The sequence below is a fragment of the Ancylobacter sp. genome (assembly GCF_965229075.1).
Lineage (GTDB): Bacteria > Pseudomonadota > Alphaproteobacteria > Rhizobiales > Xanthobacteraceae > Ancylobacter.
The window spans coordinates 2,772,163-2,790,307 of sequence record NZ_CBDDIO010000002.1; the positions used below are offsets into that span (position 1 = coordinate 2,772,163).

18 protein-coding genes are annotated in these 18,145 nt (G+C 67.4%); 11 read left to right on the top strand and 7 right to left on the bottom strand.

The features are described 5' to 3' along the window. Positions 1-94 precede the first annotated feature (94 nt). The 4 genes from ACO07Z_RS19010 (at position 95) to gltS (ending at position 4,113) form a co-directional block, all read left to right on the top strand. The gene (locus ACO07Z_RS19010) at positions 95-1,270 is read left to right on the top strand and encodes a nucleotidyltransferase domain-containing protein (RefSeq protein ID WP_421700140.1); all 1,176 of its coding nucleotides are present in this window, start codon (positions 95-97) and stop codon (positions 1,268-1,270) included. 163 nt (positions 1,271-1,433) lie between these two features. Further along, the gene (locus ACO07Z_RS19015; RefSeq protein WP_421700141.1) at positions 1,434-1,562 is read left to right on the top strand and encodes a hypothetical protein; all 129 of its coding nucleotides are present in this window, start codon (positions 1,434-1,436) and stop codon (positions 1,560-1,562) included. Positions 1,563-1,772: 210 nt separating this feature from the next. Further along, the gene (locus tag ACO07Z_RS19020; protein ID WP_421700142.1) at positions 1,773-2,792 is read left to right on the top strand and encodes a patatin-like phospholipase family protein; all 1,020 of its coding nucleotides are present in this window, start codon (positions 1,773-1,775) and stop codon (positions 2,790-2,792) included. A 115-nt stretch (positions 2,793-2,907) separates the two neighbouring features. Further along, positions 2,908-4,113, top strand: a complete 1,206-nt coding sequence (gene gltS, locus ACO07Z_RS19025) for a sodium/glutamate symporter (protein ID WP_421700143.1) — start codon at positions 2,908-2,910, stop codon at positions 4,111-4,113. A 9-nt stretch (positions 4,114-4,122) separates the two neighbouring features. On the opposite strand, the gene ACO07Z_RS19030 is transcribed toward gltS, so the two are convergent. From ACO07Z_RS19030 to ACO07Z_RS19040, 3 genes are all read right to left on the bottom strand, one after another. Then, entirely contained in the window at positions 4,123-5,340 is a 1,218-nt protein-coding gene (locus ACO07Z_RS19030; protein WP_421700144.1) for an alpha/beta hydrolase, read from the bottom strand. 97 nt (positions 5,341-5,437) lie between these two features. Beyond that, positions 5,438-6,931: an alpha/beta hydrolase gene (locus ACO07Z_RS19035; RefSeq protein ID WP_421700145.1), complete on the bottom strand. Its 1,494-nt coding sequence runs from the start codon at positions 6,929-6,931 to the stop codon at positions 5,438-5,440. Then, the gene (locus tag ACO07Z_RS19040; protein ID WP_421700146.1) at positions 6,928-7,959 is read right to left on the bottom strand and encodes an AI-2E family transporter; all 1,032 of its coding nucleotides are present in this window, start codon (positions 7,957-7,959) and stop codon (positions 6,928-6,930) included. The genes ACO07Z_RS19035 and ACO07Z_RS19040 overlap by 4 nt, the downstream gene beginning before the upstream one ends. 245 nt (positions 7,960-8,204) lie before the next feature. Here ACO07Z_RS19040 and ACO07Z_RS19045 point away from each other — a divergent pair, with 245 nt between their 5' ends. Together ACO07Z_RS19045 and ACO07Z_RS19050 are read left to right on the top strand one after the other, a co-directional pair. Next, positions 8,205-8,744 carry a TRAP transporter small permease subunit gene (locus ACO07Z_RS19045; protein WP_421700147.1) on the top strand — a complete coding sequence of 180 codons (540 nt, stop codon included), beginning with the start codon at positions 8,205-8,207 and terminating at the stop codon, positions 8,742-8,744. A gap of 53 nt (positions 8,745-8,797) precedes the next feature. Continuing rightward, on the top strand, positions 8,798-10,210 hold the full coding sequence (locus tag ACO07Z_RS19050) for a TRAP transporter large permease (RefSeq protein ID WP_421700148.1): 1,413 nt from the start codon (positions 8,798-8,800) through the stop codon (positions 10,208-10,210). A 2-nt stretch (positions 10,211-10,212) separates the two neighbouring features. Here ACO07Z_RS19050 and ACO07Z_RS19055 read toward each other — a convergent pair whose 3' ends face one another. Next, positions 10,213-10,704: a hypothetical protein gene (locus ACO07Z_RS19055; protein WP_421700149.1), complete on the bottom strand. Its 492-nt coding sequence runs from the start codon at positions 10,702-10,704 to the stop codon at positions 10,213-10,215. 264 nt (positions 10,705-10,968) lie between these two features. Here ACO07Z_RS19055 and ACO07Z_RS19060 point away from each other — a divergent pair, with 264 nt between their 5' ends. Together ACO07Z_RS19060 and ACO07Z_RS19065 are read left to right on the top strand one after the other, a co-directional pair. Further along, a complete protein-coding gene (locus ACO07Z_RS19060; protein WP_421700150.1) occupies positions 10,969-12,237 on the top strand; it encodes a multidrug effflux MFS transporter in 1,269 nt (422 codons plus the stop codon). A gap of 124 nt (positions 12,238-12,361) precedes the next feature. Beyond that, positions 12,362-12,769: a DUF1236 domain-containing protein gene (locus ACO07Z_RS19065; RefSeq protein WP_244375418.1), complete on the top strand. Its 408-nt coding sequence runs from the start codon at positions 12,362-12,364 to the stop codon at positions 12,767-12,769. Positions 12,770-12,791: 22 nt separating this feature from the next. On the opposite strand, the gene ACO07Z_RS19070 is transcribed toward ACO07Z_RS19065, so the two are convergent. Next, on the bottom strand, positions 12,792-13,331 hold the full coding sequence (locus ACO07Z_RS19070) for an NUDIX hydrolase (protein WP_421700151.1): 540 nt from the start codon (positions 13,329-13,331) through the stop codon (positions 12,792-12,794). Positions 13,332-13,406: 75 nt separating this feature from the next. Here ACO07Z_RS19070 and ACO07Z_RS19075 point away from each other — a divergent pair, with 75 nt between their 5' ends. Both ACO07Z_RS19075 and ACO07Z_RS19080 read left to right on the top strand, forming a co-directional pair. Further along, positions 13,407-13,805, top strand: a complete 399-nt coding sequence (locus ACO07Z_RS19075) for an MAPEG family protein (protein WP_421700152.1) — start codon at positions 13,407-13,409, stop codon at positions 13,803-13,805. A 13-nt stretch (positions 13,806-13,818) separates the two neighbouring features. Then, a complete protein-coding gene (locus ACO07Z_RS19080) occupies positions 13,819-14,385 on the top strand; it encodes an RBBP9/YdeN family alpha/beta hydrolase (protein ID WP_421700153.1) in 567 nt (188 codons plus the stop codon). A gap of 12 nt (positions 14,386-14,397) precedes the next feature. Here the strand turns inward: ACO07Z_RS19080 and ACO07Z_RS19085 are convergent, their stop codons facing one another. Next, positions 14,398-14,607, bottom strand: a complete 210-nt coding sequence (locus ACO07Z_RS19085; protein ID WP_244375426.1) for a hypothetical protein — start codon at positions 14,605-14,607, stop codon at positions 14,398-14,400. Between the two features lie 93 nt (positions 14,608-14,700). Then, positions 14,701-15,483, bottom strand: coding sequence for a phosphatase PAP2 family protein (locus ACO07Z_RS19090; RefSeq protein WP_421700154.1), 783 nt, complete (start codon positions 15,481-15,483; stop codon positions 14,701-14,703). 290 nt (positions 15,484-15,773) lie between these two features. On the opposite strand from ACO07Z_RS19090, the gene ACO07Z_RS19095 reads away from it, so the two are divergent. Beyond that, positions 15,774-18,095 carry an MHYT domain-containing protein gene (locus ACO07Z_RS19095; RefSeq protein ID WP_421700155.1) on the top strand — a complete coding sequence of 774 codons (2,322 nt, stop codon included), beginning with the start codon at positions 15,774-15,776 and terminating at the stop codon, positions 18,093-18,095. The last annotated feature ends 50 nt before the right edge of the window (positions 18,096-18,145 follow it).

Below are 18,145 nucleotides of genomic sequence, written 5' to 3' on the forward strand. Positions count from 1 at the left end.
CCGTCACCGGCGCACCCGTTAGGCGTCTGGGGCATAGATGCGAGGCGGTGGGGCAGGCATGGGCGGAGCGTTGCGACCATCCGCGGCGGAGGCTTTGGCAGCCTTCGATCTGCTTCGGCGCGCCTGTGCCGCGGCGGCTCCACAAGGCGTCTCTGCCTCGCTTATCGCCGCCCCCGACCGGATGGTGAATTGGGAGCTGTTCCTGCGTCTGGTGGAGCGGCACCGTGTGCCGGGTCTCGTCCATGCCGGGCTCGGGCACCTTCCCGATGTCGTGCCGGAGCCCGTTCGGCAAGCGATCGCCGGGCAGGCTCAGGCGCTGGCGCGGCGCAATCTCGCCCTCGTCGCCGCCACCATCCGTCTCCAGCAGTTGTTCGACGCCGCCGGAATCGAGGTGATCTTCTTCAAGGGCGCGCTGGTCGGGCAGCGGGCCTATGGCTCGCTCGCAGTCAAGCACGGCAAGGACATCGACTTTCTGGTGCCGCCGGAGGACCTCGCGGCGACCTTCGCCCTGCTCGCCGGGGAAGGCTACCAGCCGGTCTTCCCCGCCGCGCCCTTGACGGCGGCCAAGATCGACGCGCTGCGAGACTTCCAGATCGAGGCGGTGATGGCCGATCCGGCGCGCGGCGTGCAATTGGAGCCGCATTGGCGGTTGACCGAGAACCGTCGGCTGCTGCCCCTCGGTCCGCTTCGGGCGGGGGCGGCCAAGCGCGCGAACCTCGGCGGTGTGCCGATTCGCGGCTTTCATCCCGACGATGAATTCGCCTATCTCTGCGTCCACGGCGTGCGGAGCGGCTGGTTTCGGCTGAAATGGCTGGCCGATCTTCATGCGCTGCTGGCGGGGCAAGCGGAGGCGGAGCGGCTGCGGCTCTATCGCCACGCCGAAGGTCGGGGGGCGGGGCCGGCCGCCTTGCTGGCTTATGGCCTGTGCCGCGACCTGTTCGCGCTGCCGGTGCCGGCCGCGCTGGTCGGTGCGGTCGAAGCGCCGCTGCAACGGGCCATGCGCGGGCTTTGCCATGCCTCTCTCGGCGCCAGCCACCCGCAGACCTCGCTGCGTCAGGTGCTGCTACTGCCCATGCTGCACGCGGTCGCGTGCGGGCCGGCGCACATCGGCAGCGAGGTCCTGCGCTGGGGGGTGAACGGCCAGGATGTGATGGAACTGCCGCTGCCGCGCTACCTGTTCTTTCTCTATCCGCTGCTGCGCCTGCCGCTCTGGGCTGGCCGGCAGATCGCAGGCCGAGGCATGTTCAGCGGCCCGGGGCGTGCCCCGTGAACCGGCAGGCCGTCGATGCGGCGCTGCTCGTCGGCTTCCTGCGGGCGCTTGTACAGTGAGGGGCTCGTCTCCCTCTGGTTCGCCGCGTGGCGCCGCGACAACCTGCTGCTGCTCCTGCTCGCGGCTTTCCTGTTGGCGATGACGGCGCGGGCCTTTCTCCTATATGCGCGTGACCGATGATCCGTTTGTCGACTTCTATCCGGCTGTTCGTACAGATCGCGTGGCCGCGCTGCTGGTGCGGGTGCAGGGCGGGCTGGAGATGCGGCAGGGGCAACTGTTGACCTTGGGATGAGGCCGTCGGTCATTCCCCTGATGTTGCGACGCAGCATTCCGGCCGCTACGGTGCCCGCCCCCGGTTCCAGAAGGCGCGCCCATGCCCTCCAAGATCCCGTCTCCTGCAACGGCATCTGGCTCGACCACCGCCCGCAAGCCACGACAGGGCGGCCGGCGGCGGTCTCAGCCGAGCGCGGCGCATGAGCCAGAAGCAGGACAGGCGCCTGCTTTGGCGCGTGGCCCGGTGCGGGTCGAACTGGCCCTGCAGGGCGGCGGCTCGCATGGCGCCTTCACCTGGGGTGTGCTCGACCGGCTGCTGGAAGAAGACTGGCTCAGCATCGAAGGTGTTTCCGGCACCTCCGCCGGGGCGATGAACGCGGCGGTGCTGGCGGATGGCTACGCCGCTGGCGGGCGGGAGGGCGCACGGGCGGCGCTCGACGCCTTCTGGCACAATGTCGCCGAGGCGGCGCGCTTCAGCCCGTTTCAGCGCGGTCCGCTCGACGTGCTGCTTGGGCGCTGGACGCTGGACCATTCGCCGCTCTTCGTCGCCCTCGACCTGATGTCGCGGCTTTACTCGCCCTATGATCTCAACCCCACCGGCGCCAACCCGCTGCGTGCCGTGCTGGAGAAGGTGATCGAGTTCGAGCGGCTGCGCGCCTCGCCGATCAAGCTGTTCATCACCGCCACCAATGTGCGCACCGGGCGGGGGCGCGTTTTCCGCAATGCCGAGATCACGCCGGAGGTGCTGCTTGCCTCCGCGTGCTTGCCCACCCTGTTCCAGGCGGTGGAAATCGACGGCGACAGCTATTGGGACGGTGGCTATTCCGGCAACCCGACCATGACGCCGCTGGTGCGCGAACTCGCATCGGAGGACACCATCCTCGTCCCGATCAACCCGGTGGAACGGCCCGGCACGCCGCGCACCGCCTATGAAATCCTCAACCGACTGAACGAAGTCTCGTTCAATTCCGTGCTGATCAAGGAGCTGCGCATGATCGCCCTGCTGCGGCAGGTGGCCGATCCCGGCAATTGCGAGGGCGCGCACTGGGCGCGGATGCGCATCCATGTCGTGCCCAACGGCGTGGTCGATCAACTCGGCTATTCCTCCAAGCTGAATGCCGAACGCGAATTCCTCGCCATGCTGCGGGAGGAGGGGCGCAAGGCGGCCGACGCTTTTCTCAAGGCCGACGGTGACAATATCGGCAAACGCTCCTCGGTCGATCTCGACGCGCTGCTCGACGGCGTGTGAGGCGCGGCCCGGCTTGCCATGGCCGGCACCGGGGTGGCACCTAGGGCGCTGACCGGGCGCCGCGCGGTGAGGTGTTTTGCAGAAAGGGTGCCTGAGGGCGCCGAGGCGGAGAACCATGTCAGCGATCGAAGTGTCCGGCCTCCTCACCTTCACCATCGCCATCGTGGTGTTTTTCGCCGGTTCCGGCATCAACCGGGCACTGCCGCCGCTCGGCCGATTCAACATTCCGGAGGCGGTGACCGGCGGGCTGCTGGCGGCGTTAGCAACCCTCATCGCCTACCGGGTCTTCGATACCGCCATCGTGTTCGATCTCGCCGCGCGGGACATGCTGCTGCTGTATTTCTTCACCGGCATCGGCCTCAATGCCCGGCTGGACGATCTTCTGGCCGGCGGGCGGCCACTGCTGGTCCTGCTCGCGCTCACCGTCCTCTATCTCGTCATCCAGAACCTCATCGCCCTCGGTGCCGTCAGCCTGCTCGACCTGCCGGAGGGGCTTGCCGTGTTCCTCGGCTCGGCCTCGCTGATTGGCGGGCATGGCACCACCATCGCCTGGGCGCCGCTGATCGCCGAGCGCTTCGGCGTCGCCAATGCGCTGGAAGTGGGCATCGCCGTGGCGACGCTCGGCCTCGTGCTGGCGAGCCTCGCCGGCGGCCCCATCGCCCGCTATCTCATTACCCGCCACCAGCTGAAAAGCGAGCCTGGCCAGGAGGCGATCGTCGGCCTGCCCAAGCCGGTGAACGAGCGGGCCGACGACGACATCAGCCATATCAGCCTGCTGCGCACCGTGCTGGTGCTCAACGTGGCGATCCTCATCGCCTTCGGGCTTGAGGGGGCGGTGGAGTGGACCGGGCTGAAGCTGCCCATGTTCGTGGTGTGCCTGCTGGTCGGCATCGTGCTCACCAACACCGTGCCGCGCCTCTTGCCGCGCCTCGCCTGGCCCACCCGGACGCGGGCGCTGGCGCTGGTCTCCGATCTCGCGCTGAACATCTTCCTCGCCATGTCGCTGATGAGCATGCAGCTGTGGAGCATTGGCGGGCTGGGCCTCGCGCTGGTGCTGGTGCTGGCGGTGCAGACGGTGGCGGCGGTGGCCTATATCGTCTTCGTCGTGTTCCCGGCCATGGGGCGCGACTATCAGGCGGCGGTGATCTCCGCCGGCTTCACCGGCATCAGCCTCGGGGCGACGCCGACCGCCATCGCCAATATGACGGCGGTGACCAAGGCGCATGGGCCTTCGCCCCGCGCCTTCATCATCCTGCCGCTGGTCTCCGCGTTCTTCATCGACATCATCAATGCGGCGGCGATCGGCTTTCTCGCCCGCTGAAGCGGCGGTTCAGTCCGCCGCCGGGTCCTCGACCGTCTCGCTGAGCGTCTGGCCGAAGCGCTCGACCTGTCCTTGATAGGTGCGCCGCGTCTTCGGGTCGATGACGGCGATCGGCGCGCTGAGCGCGAGGCCGGCGGCGCTGCCGACGGTCTGCCCGACACCGATGGCGCCGGCGGCGATGCGGTCGCCGAGGCTGATTTCGGAATCGGTGACGGTCTGCCCGTTCACCAGCCGCTGGCCGATGAGTTGCACCACTTCCGGCGAGGAGGCGAAGCGGCCGTGATTGAGTGAATCGCCGCCGCGCATGGCGGTGAGATCGATCACCACGATGCCGGATTTCTCCAGATCGGCGTAGTATTTCTGGGTATCGATCAGCCCCAGCCGATCCACGCCGCCGGCGATGCGGCGCGAGACCTGCAGCGCCCGGTCGTCCTGCGACACGAACAGGGTGAAGCGCGCCTGCGGCCCGTTCAGCGCCCGCCATTGCGAGGCGAACACGTCGACATCGACATCGGGCGAGGCGAGGATGACGTTGCGGATCTTGGCCGGCAGCTTGCCGCGCCGGATCGCCATCTGCCGCAGGCTTTCCATCGCCAGCCACGCGCCCATGGAATGGGCCATGATGGTCACGTCCTCGACGCGCGGGTCGCTGGCGACCTGCCACACCGTCTCCTCGAAGGCGTCGCGCGAGAAGATGGTGCTTTCGCGGTCGAAGAGATAGTCGAATACCCGTGCGCGGGAGGGCCAGGTGAACAGCACCGGCGCCACTTCCGATCCCGAATCATGCACGATCTGGGCGAAGCGGTAGACCGCGTCCTCGAAGCGGTTGTTGAAGCCGTGGACGAAGATCAGCACCCGCCGGCTCGGCGGCAGATGACTGTCGAGCCAGCCTTTCGCGGCCTTCACATTGGGCAGCGGCTTCACCGAGAGCGTAGCGAAGTCGGTTTCCGGGTTGGGCGGCAGGCGGCGCGGCCACTGCACTTCGCCGATCTGGCGGCGGCTGTCCGGCGGGATCGAGACGGTGAAAGCGTCGAGCGACACGCCCGCGCCGCGCTCGCCGGTGTAGAGGATGCCGGCATCCGTGGAGGCCTCGCGCGTGGTGGCGACGAGCAGGTCGACCTTGGTGGTGTCGGGCGCAGCGGCCTCGACGGGGGTGAGCACGCCCACCGGCCGGTTCGAGCATCCCGCGCACAAGGCGAGTGCCAACGCAACGATGACGAGACGCATTCAGCCTCCGCAGGCCCTTGCCTGTGCCGAGCGCCAGCATTAGCGCGGCACCGTGTCAAAGGCGAGTCGTCCGCGCGAGAGGCGGGCCTCTCGCGCGTCAGGGAGCGGGCGCGGTTTCCGGCTCCGGTGGCGTGCTCGCGGGCGGAGGGGGCATGATGCGGTCATTCATGTAGGAGAAGAACGGGTTCGACGACATGCGCACCAGCGCATCGAGGCTGACGATCAGCGCCCCCCGCTCGCCCCGCACGGCCATGGCCCCGAGCTCAAGCCCGAAATCATCCTTCGGATCGGGGTGCGAGCCATAGAGCCCGTCCTCCGGCGGGAAGGGCAGGGCGACATGGGACAGCGAATAGACATCGGACGGGTAGAACAGGCCCAGCGGACGCACCGTCTCCTCGCTGCTGCCGGCGGGGATGGCGTGCTCGATCACCTGGTCCGAGCCCGCATCCTCATTGGTGATGATGACAGTGCGGAAGGTTCGCGGCAGCGGGGGCAGCAGGCGCAGCAGCGCCGAATAGGAGGTGGCGCGCAGCAGCGGCCCGAGCTTGGTGTTGCGGTTGATGTCGAACAGCACCAGTTCGCTGCCATTGGCCGGCAGCTGGCCGTACAGCGCGTCGATGATGGCGCGGGTGGACACGGTGAAGTCCATCACCGACTGGAAGGTGAGCGTTGGCGCCAGATCCTTCAGTCGCCCGGCCCGCGCCTCGGCGGTAATGGAGGCTTGCAGCGCGCGGGTGAGACGGTGCGACTGCACGGCGCCGTTCACCGGAAAGCTGTTGTACTTGAACGGATTGAACTCCGGCACGATGCCGAGCCACGCCGCTTTGTCGAAGGCCGGCAGCCAGGCCGGCAGCGCCGCCAGCCCGGCGAAGCGGGCGAAGCGGGTGATGCCGATCATCGGCGAGATCAGCACCAGCCGGTCCGGGCGGACGAGCTTGTCGTCGCTGAGCGCGTCGAGCGCGTATTTCAGCGCCAGCGCCCCGCCATTGGAAAAGCCGACGATTTCCAGCGGTTTGCCCGGCGCGCGGGCGGCGGCTTCGCGCACGGCGAGGCGGGTGGCGGCCAGCCAGTCCTCCCACTCGGCGGCGGTGAGCCCCGCCGGCACCGTGCCATGCCCGGGCAGGCGCGGGGCGATGACGAGGAAGCCGTTGGCGAGATAGCGCCGGGCGACATGGCGCAGGCTGTAGGGCGAATCGGTGAGCCCGTGCAGCAGCACGACGACGCCCACCGGCGCGCCTTCCGGCACCAGCTCATAGGAGCGGTTGAAATCGTGCGAGAGATGGGGCGGGTAGACCACGCTGCCGGCGAAATAGCGGTTGGAGGGAACGCGGTCCTCCTCCGGCAGCTGCTGCACGACTTCGCGGGTCACGTCAGCGAACAGCTTGTCCTCGCGGGCGAGGTAGGCGCGCCAGTCGGCCTTGTCGAGCTCGGCGACGCTCATCTCCTCCGGCACGAAAGTGTGCCAGGGTTCCAGCGGCGCGCCGCTCTGGGCGAACCAGACGCGCGAGCCGAGAAAGGCGACGAACAGCACCAGCGCCAGCACGCCGGCCCATTTGAGGACCCTGCGCAAAACCTTGAAAACCGTGCTCATGAGCGGACCTCGGGTTCCTCGCGGCCGGACAGCAGTCGGGCGATCCAGCGTGTTCCCTCGCTTTCCTCGCAGAAGGTGAGGGCGGCGATGACCAGCGGCACGCCGATGAAGGCGCCGGACAGGCCCCACATGAACGCCCAGAAGAACACGGCGAACAACACGAGGAAGGGCGAGATGGCGAGCGCCTTTCCGGCCACGCGCGGCTCGATATAGCTGCCGCTGAAGAACTGGATGACGTTCATGGCAAGGAACACCGCCACCGCCGTTTCCCAGGCGCCGAACTGCGCCAGGGCGAAGAAAGTGGGCAGCAGCGTCGCCACCAGCGGGCCGATGAACGGGATGTAGTTGAGCGCGAAGGCGATGACGCCGAAGGCCAGCGCGAGATCGAGCCCCATGGCGGCGGACAGCGCCCAGACGAACAGGCCGGTGAGCAGGCTCATCACCGTGCGCACCATCATATAGGTGCGGAACTTCGCCGCCGTCGCCGCGCTGGCCCGTACCAGGCGACGGCCGGTGTCGCCCGCCTCCGCCACCAGCTTGGTGCGGACGATGTCGACCTCCAGCAGGCCGAGCATGACGAAGATCAGCGTGACCACGCCGAAGCCGAGCATGCCGTTCAGCCGTCCGGCCAGCCCCTGAAACGTGCCGATCAGCCAACTGGCGTTGAAGGTGTCGGCCAGCATGCCGGCGGAATAGAGCCCCATTTCCTCCAACTGCGCCGCCGTCTCGCTGTAGATCGCCTGGAAGCGCCCGGCATTGGCGATGAGCCAGCGGCCGGCCTGGCTGAAGCCCCAGATGGTGACATAGCCGAGCAGGGCCAGCGCGAGAATGGTGAGGACCAGCGTCACCATCATCGCCAGCAGGGCTGGAACACGCTGCTGCAACCGCTGCTGCAGCGGCCAGACAAGGGCGATGATGAACAGGGCGAACGCCACCGGCGCCACCACGGAGCGTGCGAGATAAATCGCCCCGGCCGCGAGAATGAACGCGCAGATACCGAGTGGAAGGCGGAGCGCGCCGAGCGTCATGGGAGCTTTCGTGAAAGATGGCGGCAAAGTGACATGCGGGATAACACGCCGCGCCGACTTGGGAAATCCGCCAGAGCCGGCGCGACCCCGCTTCGCTGCCGCAAGGGCAGAGACGCTGTCGGCGCTCGCCGCGACAAGGCGGGTTAAATTGGCTGAGACGATGGTCTATCTTGCCGTCCTCGGCGGGGGCGGCGATGGGGGCGCCCCGGCCCAAGCAGAACAGCCGGCCAGTTCGGGGGGATAGGATGGGAGGGCTTCTCGCCTTCAGCCGTTTCGTTGACGGGTTCAACGAGAAGTTCGGCCGTATCGCCGATTACTGCGTGCTGTTCGCCTGCCTCGTCAGCGCCGGCAATGCCACGGTGCGCTATCTCTTCAGCTATTCCACCAACGGCCTGCTGGAAGTGCAGTGGTATCTGTTCGGTGCCGTGGTGCTGCTGGGCGCCCCCTATGCGCTCAAGCGCAACGAGCATGTGCGGGTCGATCTCGTCTACATGGCGGTGTCGCCGCGCGTGCGGCTGTGGATCGACACATTGGGCTTCCTGCTGGTGCTCATCCCCGCCGGCCTCTATCTCACCTGGCTGAGCTTCCCCTTCTTCTGGCAGTCTTTCGAGGCCGGCGAAGTCTCGCAAAATGCCGGCGGGCTTATCCTGTGGCCGGCCAAGCTGCTGCTGCCGCTCGGCTTCGCGCTGCTCACCGTGCAGGGGCTTTCCGAACTCATCAAGCGCATCGCCGCGCTGTCGGGCGTGCTCGACATCTCGACCGACTACGAGAAGCCGCTCCAGTAGGAGCGGCACGACACCCCGCTGTTCCGGCCCCTCATCCGACGCGCGAGCCCCGCATGTTCTCCTATGGCGTGATGCCCCCGCTGATGTTCGCCGGCATGATCTGCTTCATGCTGGCCGGCTTTCCCGTCGCGTTCTCGCTGGTCGCGGTCGGCCTGTTTTTCGGCACGCTGGGCATACTGACCGACCATTTCACCTTCAGCTTCCTGCAGGCACTGCCGTTCCGCTTCTACGGCATCATCTCCAACGACCTGCTGCTCGCCATTCCGTTCTTCACCTTCATGGGGGCGATCCTCGAACGCTGCGGACTTGCGGAGGACCTGCTGGAAGGAACGGGCAAGCTGTTCGGCAAGGTGCCGGGCGGGCTGGCCTATGCGGTGATCATCGTCGGCGCCATCCTCGGCGCCATCACCGGCACGGTGGCGGCCTCGGTCATCGCCATGGGGGTGATCTCGCTGCCGGTGATGATCCGCTATGGCTATAATGAGCGCCTCGCCACCGGCGTCATCGCGGCCTCGGGCACCATCACCCAGCTGATCCCGCCCTCGCTGGTGCTGATCGTGCTGGCCGAGCAGCTCGGCCGTCCGGTGGGCGAGATGTATCTTGGCGCCATCGGCCCCTCGCTGCTGCAGGTGCTGATCTTCCTCGCCTATGTGTTCGTGCTGTCGCTGTTCAAGCCGCAGCACATGCCGCCGCTGCCGCCGGAGGCGCGCGGGGAGGGCGGCTGGCCGCTGGTGCGGCAGGTGCTGTGGGGCATGGTGCCCTCCATCGTGCTGATCCTGCTGGTGCTCGGCACGCTGGCCATGGGCCTCGCCACGCCGACGGAAGCGGGCGCCATGGGGGCGGTCGGCGCGATTGCGCTGGCGGCGCTGCACGGACGGCTCAGCTGGAGCCTGCTGCGCCAGGCCATGGGTTCGACCGCCCGGCTGACCTCGATGGTGGTGTTCATTCTCATCGGCGCCACCGTGTTCAGCCTGGTTTTTCAGGGCATGGACGGCGCGCTGTGGATCGAGCACCTGCTGGCCCAGCTGCCGGGCGGGAAGGTCGGATTCCTGATCTTCGTGAACGTGTTCATCTTCTTCATCGCCTTCTTCCTCGATTTCTTCGAGATCGCCTTCATCATCGTGCCGCTGCTGGTGCCGGTGGCGATGAAGCTCGACATCAATCTCGTCTGGTTCGGCGTGTTGCTGTGCGTGAACATGCAGACGGCGTTCATGCACCCGCCCTTCGGCTTCGCGCTGTTCTACCTGCGCGGCATCGCGCCGAAGTCGATCCGCACCTCGCAGATCTATTGGGGCGCGATCCCGTGGCTGCTGATGCAGCTCGTTCTCGTGGTCGTGGTCATCCTGTGGCCGGAGGCGGTGACCTATTGGATCAGCGCGCCCTCCACCGTGGACCCTTCGACCATCGAGCTGAACATCCCGCAATTCGACGCGCCGCCGCTCGACCTGGCGCCGCCGCAGTTCTGACCTCAGGCGGGGAGGGCGGCGGGCGGCCTCTTTCCGCGCGCCGCCGCGACGCCGGCCAGCACGAACAGCAGCAGGACCACACCCTGCGCGATGGCGAAGGGCGGTTCCGACTGGGTGGGCGCCAGCGCCTTCAACGTCGGAACCTTGGCGAAGGCCTGGGCGATGGCGACGAAGACCAGGAACCACTGGCTGGCGACAATGCCGATGGCATAGACGAGGCCCCATCGTCCGGCCCGGTGGAAATGGGTGAGCGCCGGCACGGTGACGGCGAGCACCGCCAGAGCGATGGCGCCGACGATGTGCGAGGGCAGCACGCCGTTGAAGGGAAAGCCGAAACCGGTAGCGCTGGTGGCGAAGGCGGTGACGAGAAAGGCCACCGTCCAGCCCCGCCGGGCGCGGCCGGCGATAAGGTCCGCCATCACGACGAAACCGGTGGCGATGGCGATGAGGCTGAGCCAGGTGTGGAAACCCGTCCACGTGGTCGGATCGAACATGCGCATGCTCCCCGATCGCGCCCCCGCCCGACGCGGTGCGCGGCGCCGGCAGGCCGCCGCCGGCGCATTGATGATATCCATCAGATTTATTGACGCCAGCAGGAAAGCCTTGCGGTTGCTGCTTTTGTCGCCAACGCACGGCGGAATTCACCCGTCTGTGTCTTTCAGCCTATAGGCCGCATCGGTGCCGCGCGTTAAGGCGAGGTCCGCTACCCGCCGCCGCCCGTTCGTTGATCGGGGCGGCCCTGCCGCATTGGATCGCCTATGTCCTCCCCCCTCTCCACGCCGGAGCGTCCGCCCGCCGGCTCTCCGCACCCGGGAATGGGTTTCCGGGAATTCGTGCTGTTCATCGCCGGGTTGATGGCCACCAATGCCATCGCCATCGATTCCATGCTGCCGGCGCTGCCGGAGATCGGCGAGTCGCTCGGCATCGACACGGCGAACCACACCCAGCTCGTCATCACCGCCTATCTGCTCGGTTTCGGCGGCGCCCAGCTGTTCTATGGCACGCTGGCGGACCGTTTCGGGCGGCGTAGCGTGCTGCTGTTCGGCCTCGCGGTCTATACGCTCGCCTCCATCGGCGCGGTGTTCGCCGGCACGCTGGGGGTGATGCTGGCGGCGCGGGTGCTGCAGGGCGTGGGCTCGGCGGCGACGCGCATTCTCGCCATCACCATCGTGCGCGACTGCTATTCCGGCTCGCACATGGCGCGGGTGATGTCGCTGGCCTTCCTCGTCTTCCTGTCGGTGCCGATCGTGGCGCCTTCCATCGGCCAGGCGATCATGCTGGTCGCGCCGTGGCGCGGCATTTTCCTGATGCTCTGCCTGTTCGGAGCAGTTCTGTTCATCTGGACGCTGGCGCGGCTGCCGGAAACGCTGCACGCGGAAGACCGCTCGCCCATCTCCTTCGCCGGCATATCCCATGCGTTCGGGCTGATTGTCCGCAGCCGCATCACGGTCGGCTACACGCTGGCCATCACCATGGCGATGGGTGGGCTGTTCGGCTTCATCAATTCGGCGCAGCAGGTGTTCGCGGACGCCTTCGATGCCGAGGAGTTCTTTACGCTCATCTTCGCGCTGATCGCCGTGTTCATGGCCGCCTCCTCGCTGCTCAATGCCCGCATCGTCGAGAGGCTGGGCATGCGGCGCGTGTCACATGCGGCGCTGTGCGGCTACCTCACCGTGACGCTTGTGCATGCCGCCATCGTGCTGGCCGGGATCGAGAGCATCTGGAGCTTCTCCATCCTGCAGGGGGCGATGATGTTCTGCTTCGGCCTCATGGTGTCGAACTTCAACTCGATGGCGATGGAGCCGGTCGGGCATGTGGCCGGCACGGCGTCGTCCGTGCTGGGTTTCGTCAGCACGGTGGGTGGTGCGCTCGCCGGCTTCGCGCTGGGGCAGAATTTCGATGGCACCACGCAGCCGCTGACCCTGGGCTTCGCCGCCCTGGCGATCACCGCCCTGGGCTGCGTGCTGTTCGCCGAGAGGGGCCGGTTGTTTCAGCGCGACCGCCGCGTTTCCGACACCGAAACCTGAACAGCAGAGCACCCCAAGGTATTCCGCCGCTGTCTTCTGTCGCCTTCCCCGACACTGGAACGCCTTTCCAGTTTCGGCGTTGAGTTCCCGCCAATCAAAGGGGCAGGGCGACAGGAGAATTACCATGATTCGACATGCTATTATTGCGGCTTCGCTTGTTCTGGCCGCGCCTTTGGCCGCGAATGCGCAGGACGGCGCCGGCACCGCTGCCGGTGCGACCACAGGTGCGGTTGGCGGCGCGCTGGTGGGTGGGCCCGTCGGGGCCGTCGTCGGCGGTGTCGCCGGCGCGGTGGTCGGGGGCATTTCCGACGAGCGCCGGTCGCGCTTCCGCGGTTATGTCGTGGAAGAGAACATCCCGTCCTACCGCGTGGAGCGCGAGGTCGTGGTCGGCACGGAACTGCCGCCGGGCAGCATCCGCTATTACGAAGTTCCCGCCGAATACGGCGTGCAGGAATACCGCTACACCGTCGTAAACGAGCGCACCGTGCTGGTCGACCCCGCCACCAACCGGGTCGTGCAGATCATCGATTGACGAAAGCCCGCTCCGCGGCGGTTCATCCTGCCGCGGAGCCAGCGCTGGCTTCCGCGCGGCGGGACGGGCGCCCGGCCCGCGCCGGCTTCGCCGCGGCGAGCAGCCGGGCCGCCCGGGACTGGGAAAAATCCAGCAGGATGGCGCCAAGCTCCGGCTCGTCGATCAGCAGAGCGGCATCCTCGGCGGGCAGCCAGACTTGCGCCCGCTCGTGACGCTCGGGCCAGTCAGCGAGCTGACGGCGCACAGCGAGCGGATAAACGGACACTTTCACCAGCGCAAAATGGGTGTCGAGCCGCTTCCAGTAGAGATACTGGCCGAGCCGCTTGCGGCCGACCTCGCCGACCACACCGGCTTCCTGACGGGCCTCGATCTCGGCGGACTTCCAATCCTTGCGGTTCTTCATCGGCCAGCCTTTCGGGATCACCACACGCTGGGTTTCCCGCGAGGTCATGATGAGTACCTCGATCTCGCCGACGGGTGTCACACGGTAGGGTAGTGCCGCCACCTGGCTGAGGGGGCGGCCGTCGGTCATGCGACGCCTGATCTGCTTCTGTTTGGCCATGATGTGCTAAATGTAGGGCATCGCGCAGGAATAGCGATGCCTCTCAAGGGGCTTTCTCATCCGACGGGACCTCGCATGACGATCGAATTGAACCTTCTCGCCTGGGTTCTTGTCCTCGCCGTGGTGCAGGTGATGCTCCCGGCCATGTGGCGCAACCGGGAGACGGGGCTCGACTACAATGCCGGTCCGCGCGACGAGCCTGGCCCGCCGGTTGGTGTGGTCACCGGGCGGCTCCGGCGTGCGCAGGCCAACCTTTATGAGACGCTTCCTCTTTTCGCTGCGGCGGTGCTGATCGCTCACGTCGCCGGCCGGGAAGGGGCGCTCACGCTCTGGGGCGCGTGGCTCTATCTCGGGGCGCGGATCGTCTATGTGCCGCTTTATGCAATGGGCGTGCCTTATCTGCGCTCGGCGGTCTGGTCCGTGTCCGTGCTGGGGCTGGGGCTGGTCCTCCTCGCCATTCTGATCCCGGGCTGAGGAGGGCGGGCGCATGGCGGTCGATTTCGCCTCCTTCGATTTTCTCGTCGTTCCCGGCCGCGAGAACGCGCCGGCCGAACATTGGCAGTCGCATTGGCTCGGCGCCTTTGCCAATTCCAGCCGGCTGATCCAGGCCGAGTGGAGCCGGCCCGAGGTCGGGGCCTGGACCCACCGGCTCGATGCGGCGGTGGAAGCGGCGCCGCGCCGGGTCGTGCTCATTGCCCATTCGGTTGGCGTGGCCACCGTAGTGCGCTGGACGGCGGCGCAGCCGGAGCGGGCGCGCGCCAAGGTGGCGGCGGCCTTGCTGGTGGCGCCGACCAATGTCGACGACCCCGACCCCTCCTTCGATCTCGTGCGCAATTTCGGCCCCATGCCGCTCTCGCCTTTGCCTTACCCCGCCTTGATCCTGTCATCGCGGGATGATCCGCGGGTGACGCCGCGCCAGGCCCATGCCTTTGCGCAGGCCTGGGGCGCGGATATCGCCGATGTGGGCGAACTCGGCCACATCGGCTCCGCTGCCCGGCTCGGCCTGTGGCCGCAGGGGCTTTTGCTGCTCGGTGGGTTGCTGGCGCGAATCTAGTGGCGCTGCCGCTTAGTGCTGCGCCAGAATCGCGGCGATGGCTTGCGCAACGGATTTGGTCACGCGCTTGCGGTAGCGGCGGTGCACGAGCTGGCCATTATGGAACACATCCTGCTCGACATAGAGATTGGTGCCGTCCCAGCGCAGGATGTTGTCGGATTCGACGGTCTCGATGACGCCGATCCCCGGGATGAGATGACCTTCCGGTGCGGTGGAGCTCATGCGCTTTCTCCTGCGTTTGCTGGCGCGCTCTGCGGCGGCCTGAGGTGATGATAGCCGAGCGCGCGGCGAAAGCCATCGGGTGGTTTGCGGGGGTCACGAGGGGGGCGTGCGCGGGCTGGCCTCCTCCGACCCGTTGCCATTGGGGCTCTCCACTTTTCCGCGTCGTTGCAGCAGCAGGACGGTGATCCAGCACAGCAACGCCCAGGCGCTGCCGGCGCACCAGCCGGCGAGAACGTCGGTCGGCCAGTGGACGCCGAGATAGATGCGGCTGAAACCCACCAGCAAAGTGAGGCCGACCGCCACGGCGAGCGCATAGGCTTTCACCCGTCGCTTCCGCTCGGTGCGGACGATGAGGACGCCGAGCGTGAGAAAGGTGATCGCCGAGCCCATGGCGTGGCCGCTCGGGAAACTGAGGGTGCGGACATCGACGAGATGGGCGACGAGGTCCGGCCGGGGGCGTTCGAAGCCCAGTTTCAGCGCGTAGCTGAGCAGGCCGCCGCTCGAGGTCGCCAGCAGCACGAACAGAGCCGCCGCGCGTTTGCCGTCAATGGCGAGGAAGCCGGCGACGATGAGCGTGAGGAGGGTGAGCACCGTCGTACCGCCCAGCGCCGTCACGTCGCGCATGACGATTTCGAGCCACGCCGGCCCTAGCGGGTCCGCCGGGTCGCCGGGCGCGCGGAAGGCCAGGAGAATGGCCTGGTCGAAGGCATGGGTTTCGCCCTCCACCACTTCATCCGCGATGAACGCAAAGCCGAGCAAAGCCAATGCCGCCCCGAGCAAGGCCAGCAGGATGGCCAGTTCAGGCAGAACCAGTCCGGGCAACTGGCGCAGGCGAGGGGGGAGGTAGCGGGCGAGGCGAGAGGAAGCTGGGGACATCGTTCACCGGTACAGACGCGAATTGGCCCGAACGGGCCTGGCGGGCATGGAACCGATAAGGGCCCTGCGGTGTTCCCTTGCTGCACAAGCAAGGAGACTGTTCATGTTCAAAGGTGCCGCTCTCTGGATGCTCGGTATTCCGCTGCCGATTATTCTCATTCTTTGGTTCATGGGCTATCTCTGAGGCCTTATGAGGGCCTTGAAGCCCTGAGACCTTGAAGCCGCCGACATGAGGCTGAGGGTGCGCGACAGGTGCCTTCCGCGCAAAAGGTGAGATACACACGCCGATCATGAGCATCATCGGGAGCCACAATAGCGCGCTGGTGGCGCTGTCGATCCTGATCGCCGTCGCGGCGTCCTACACCGCGCTTGATCTCGCGGGACGCATGACCCGCACGCGCTCGGCCGGGTTGGTCTGGCTGGGCGCCGCCGCGGTGGTGCTCGGCGGCGGCATATGGGCGATGCACTTCATCGCCATGCTCGCGCTCAATGTGGGAATGGAGATTTCCTACGGCGCCGAACTGACGCTCGCCTCGCTGCTGCTGGCGGTGTTCGCCACCGCGCTGGCGCTGTTCGGCGCGAGCCGGCCGGGCGTCGGCTTCGAGGGAATACTGCTCAGCGGCATTTTCATGGGGCTCGGCATTGTCGGCATGCACTATACCGGCATGGCGGCAATGCGCATGCCGGGCTCGATGAGCTACGACATGATCCATGTCGGCATGGCCATTGTCCTTGCCATCGCCGCCTCCACCGTCGCCATCTGGCTCGCCTTCCGCCACCATTCGGTTCTTCAGCGCGCCATCGCGGCGCTGGCCCTCGGCTTCGGCATTGCCGGCATGCACTATGTCGCGATGATGGGGGTCACCTTCGCGGGCCATGCTGACGCGCATGATGCCGCCGCGACGGCGCGGGCGGCTGTGTCGGGGGGAATCGGTGCGGCCTCGCTGGTTGCGGTGGTGACCGCCGCCACCTTCGCCATTTTCATCGCTCTGCTGCTCGCCGCCGCCTATGATCGGCGCGTCGCGCTGCTCGCCGACCGCGAGGCCGGGGCGTGGCGCGAGAGCGAGGAGCGCTACCGCAATCTCTACCGTCACACGCCGCTGCCGCTGCACTCTCTGGGGCCGGATGGGCGCATCGCGCAGGTCAGCGATCGCTGGCTGAGCCTGCTTGGCTATCCGCGCGAGGAGGTGGTCGGGCGGCCGCTGACCGACTTCATGACGGAAGACTCCGCCCGCCGGCGCACCGAAGAGCACTGGCCGCGCCTGCTGGAAACCGGGCAATTGCGGGAGGCGGAATACAAGCTGGTCGCCAAGGATGGGCGCCTGCTCGACTGCGTGCTGTCCGCCGTGGCGGAACGCGATGCCGACGGCAATCTCACGAACACGCTGTGCGGTCTGGTCGATGTCACCGAGCGGCGCGCCACGGAGGACGCCCTGCGCCAGGCGCAGAAGCTGGAAGCCGTCGGCCAGCTCACCGGCGGAATCGCGCATGATTTCAACAATCTGCTCGCCGTGGTTCTGGGGAATCTCGAACTCGCGGCCAAACGCACGCCGGATGATGCGCGGCTGCGGACGCTGCTCGGCAATGCGATGCAGGCGGCGCAGCGCGGCGCGGCGCTGACCCAGCGCATGCTCGCCTTTGCCCGGCGGCAGGACCTGAAGCCGGAAGCGGTGGATGTGCCGGAACTGGTGCTCGGCATGGCGGAGATGATGCGCCGTTCCATCGGCCCGGCGGTGCGCATTGAGACGCGCTTTCCGCTCGGACTGCCGCTGGCGCGGGTCGATGCCAACCAGCTTGAACTCGCTCTGTTGAACCTCGCGGTGAATGCCCGCGACGCCATGCCGGACGGTGGAGTGATCACCATTGCCGCGCGGGAGGAGACCGTCGCCGCGCCCGTCGGCGAGGATGTGGTGGAGCCGGGGCGACTGAAGCCGGGGCATTATTTCTGCCTGTCGATTGCCGATACCGGCAGCGGCATGGATGCGGAAACGCTGGCACGCGCCGCCGAACCGTTCTTCACCACCAAGGGCGTGGGCAAGGGTACCGGGCTCGGCCTCGCCATGGTCCATGGCCTCGCCGCCCAGTCGGATGGGCGGCTCGTGCTCTCCAGCACGCCCGGCAAGGGCACGACCGCCACGATCTATCTGCCCGTCGCGGATGTGGCGCGGCCGGCTTCCACGGCTGAGGTCGAGGATGAAAGCGGCGTGCCGGATGGCGACGAAGGCGCCCAGCGGGTGTTGGTGGTTGATGACGACCCGCTGGTGCTCTCCGCCACCGGCGCCATGCTGGAAGACCTCGGCTGCGTCGTCACCGAGGCGATCTCCGCGCGGGAAGCGTTGGAACTGCTCGATTCCGGCCAGGTGTTCGATGTGGTTCTCACCGACCAGGCGATGCCGGGCATGACCGGGGTGCAGATGGCGGCGGTGATCGAGCAGCGCTGGCCGGAACTGCCGGTGGTTCTCGGCACCGGCTATGCCGAACTGCCGGCCGACGCCAAGGCCGGCCTGCCGCGCCTTGGCAAACCCTTCAGCCGCGAGGCGCTGAAGCGCGCCATCGTCGCGGCCACGCGCAAGGTGCCGAGCAATGTGGTGCCAATGTCGCGGCGGGGCTGAGCGCCCGTTGGATTATTGACAAGCGCCGGTGACATTCGCCGGCTGAATGA

Bases quoted from the DNA above. Each gene is read 5' to 3' on its own strand.
- ACO07Z_RS19015 (WP_421700141.1), top strand. From the start codon at position 1,434: ATGCGCGTGACCGATGATCCGTTTGTCGACTTCTATCCGGCTGTTCGT.
- gltS (WP_421700143.1), top strand. From the start codon at position 2,908: ATGTCAGCGATCGAAGTGTCCGGCCTCCTCACCTTCACCATCGCCATC.
- ACO07Z_RS19030 (WP_421700144.1), bottom strand. From the start codon at position 5,340: ATGCGTCTCGTCATCGTTGCGTTGGCACTCGCCTTGTGCGCGGGATGC.
- ACO07Z_RS19035 (WP_421700145.1), bottom strand. From the start codon at position 6,931: ATGAGCACGGTTTTCAAGGTTTTGCGCAGGGTCCTCAAATGGGCCGGC.
- ACO07Z_RS19040 (WP_421700146.1), bottom strand. From the start codon at position 7,959: ATGACGCTCGGCGCGCTCCGCCTTCCACTCGGTATCTGCGCGTTCATT.
- ACO07Z_RS19045 (WP_421700147.1), top strand. From the start codon at position 8,205: ATGGGAGGGCTTCTCGCCTTCAGCCGTTTCGTTGACGGGTTCAACGAG.
- ACO07Z_RS19050 (WP_421700148.1), top strand. From the start codon at position 8,798: ATGTTCTCCTATGGCGTGATGCCCCCGCTGATGTTCGCCGGCATGATC.
- ACO07Z_RS19055 (WP_421700149.1), bottom strand. From the start codon at position 10,704: ATGTTCGATCCGACCACGTGGACGGGTTTCCACACCTGGCTCAGCCTC.
- ACO07Z_RS19060 (WP_421700150.1), top strand. From the start codon at position 10,969: ATGTCCTCCCCCCTCTCCACGCCGGAGCGTCCGCCCGCCGGCTCTCCG.
- ACO07Z_RS19065 (WP_244375418.1), top strand. From the start codon at position 12,362: ATGATTCGACATGCTATTATTGCGGCTTCGCTTGTTCTGGCCGCGCCT.
- ACO07Z_RS19070 (WP_421700151.1), bottom strand. From the start codon at position 13,331: ATGGCCAAACAGAAGCAGATCAGGCGTCGCATGACCGACGGCCGCCCC.
- ACO07Z_RS19075 (WP_421700152.1), top strand. From the start codon at position 13,407: ATGACGATCGAATTGAACCTTCTCGCCTGGGTTCTTGTCCTCGCCGTG.
- ACO07Z_RS19080 (WP_421700153.1), top strand. From the start codon at position 13,819: ATGGCGGTCGATTTCGCCTCCTTCGATTTTCTCGTCGTTCCCGGCCGC.
- ACO07Z_RS19085 (WP_244375426.1), bottom strand. From the start codon at position 14,607: ATGAGCTCCACCGCACCGGAAGGTCATCTCATCCCGGGGATCGGCGTC.
- ACO07Z_RS19090 (WP_421700154.1), bottom strand. From the start codon at position 15,483: ATGTCCCCAGCTTCCTCTCGCCTCGCCCGCTACCTCCCCCCTCGCCTG.
- ACO07Z_RS19095 (WP_421700155.1), top strand. From the start codon at position 15,774: ATGAGCATCATCGGGAGCCACAATAGCGCGCTGGTGGCGCTGTCGATC.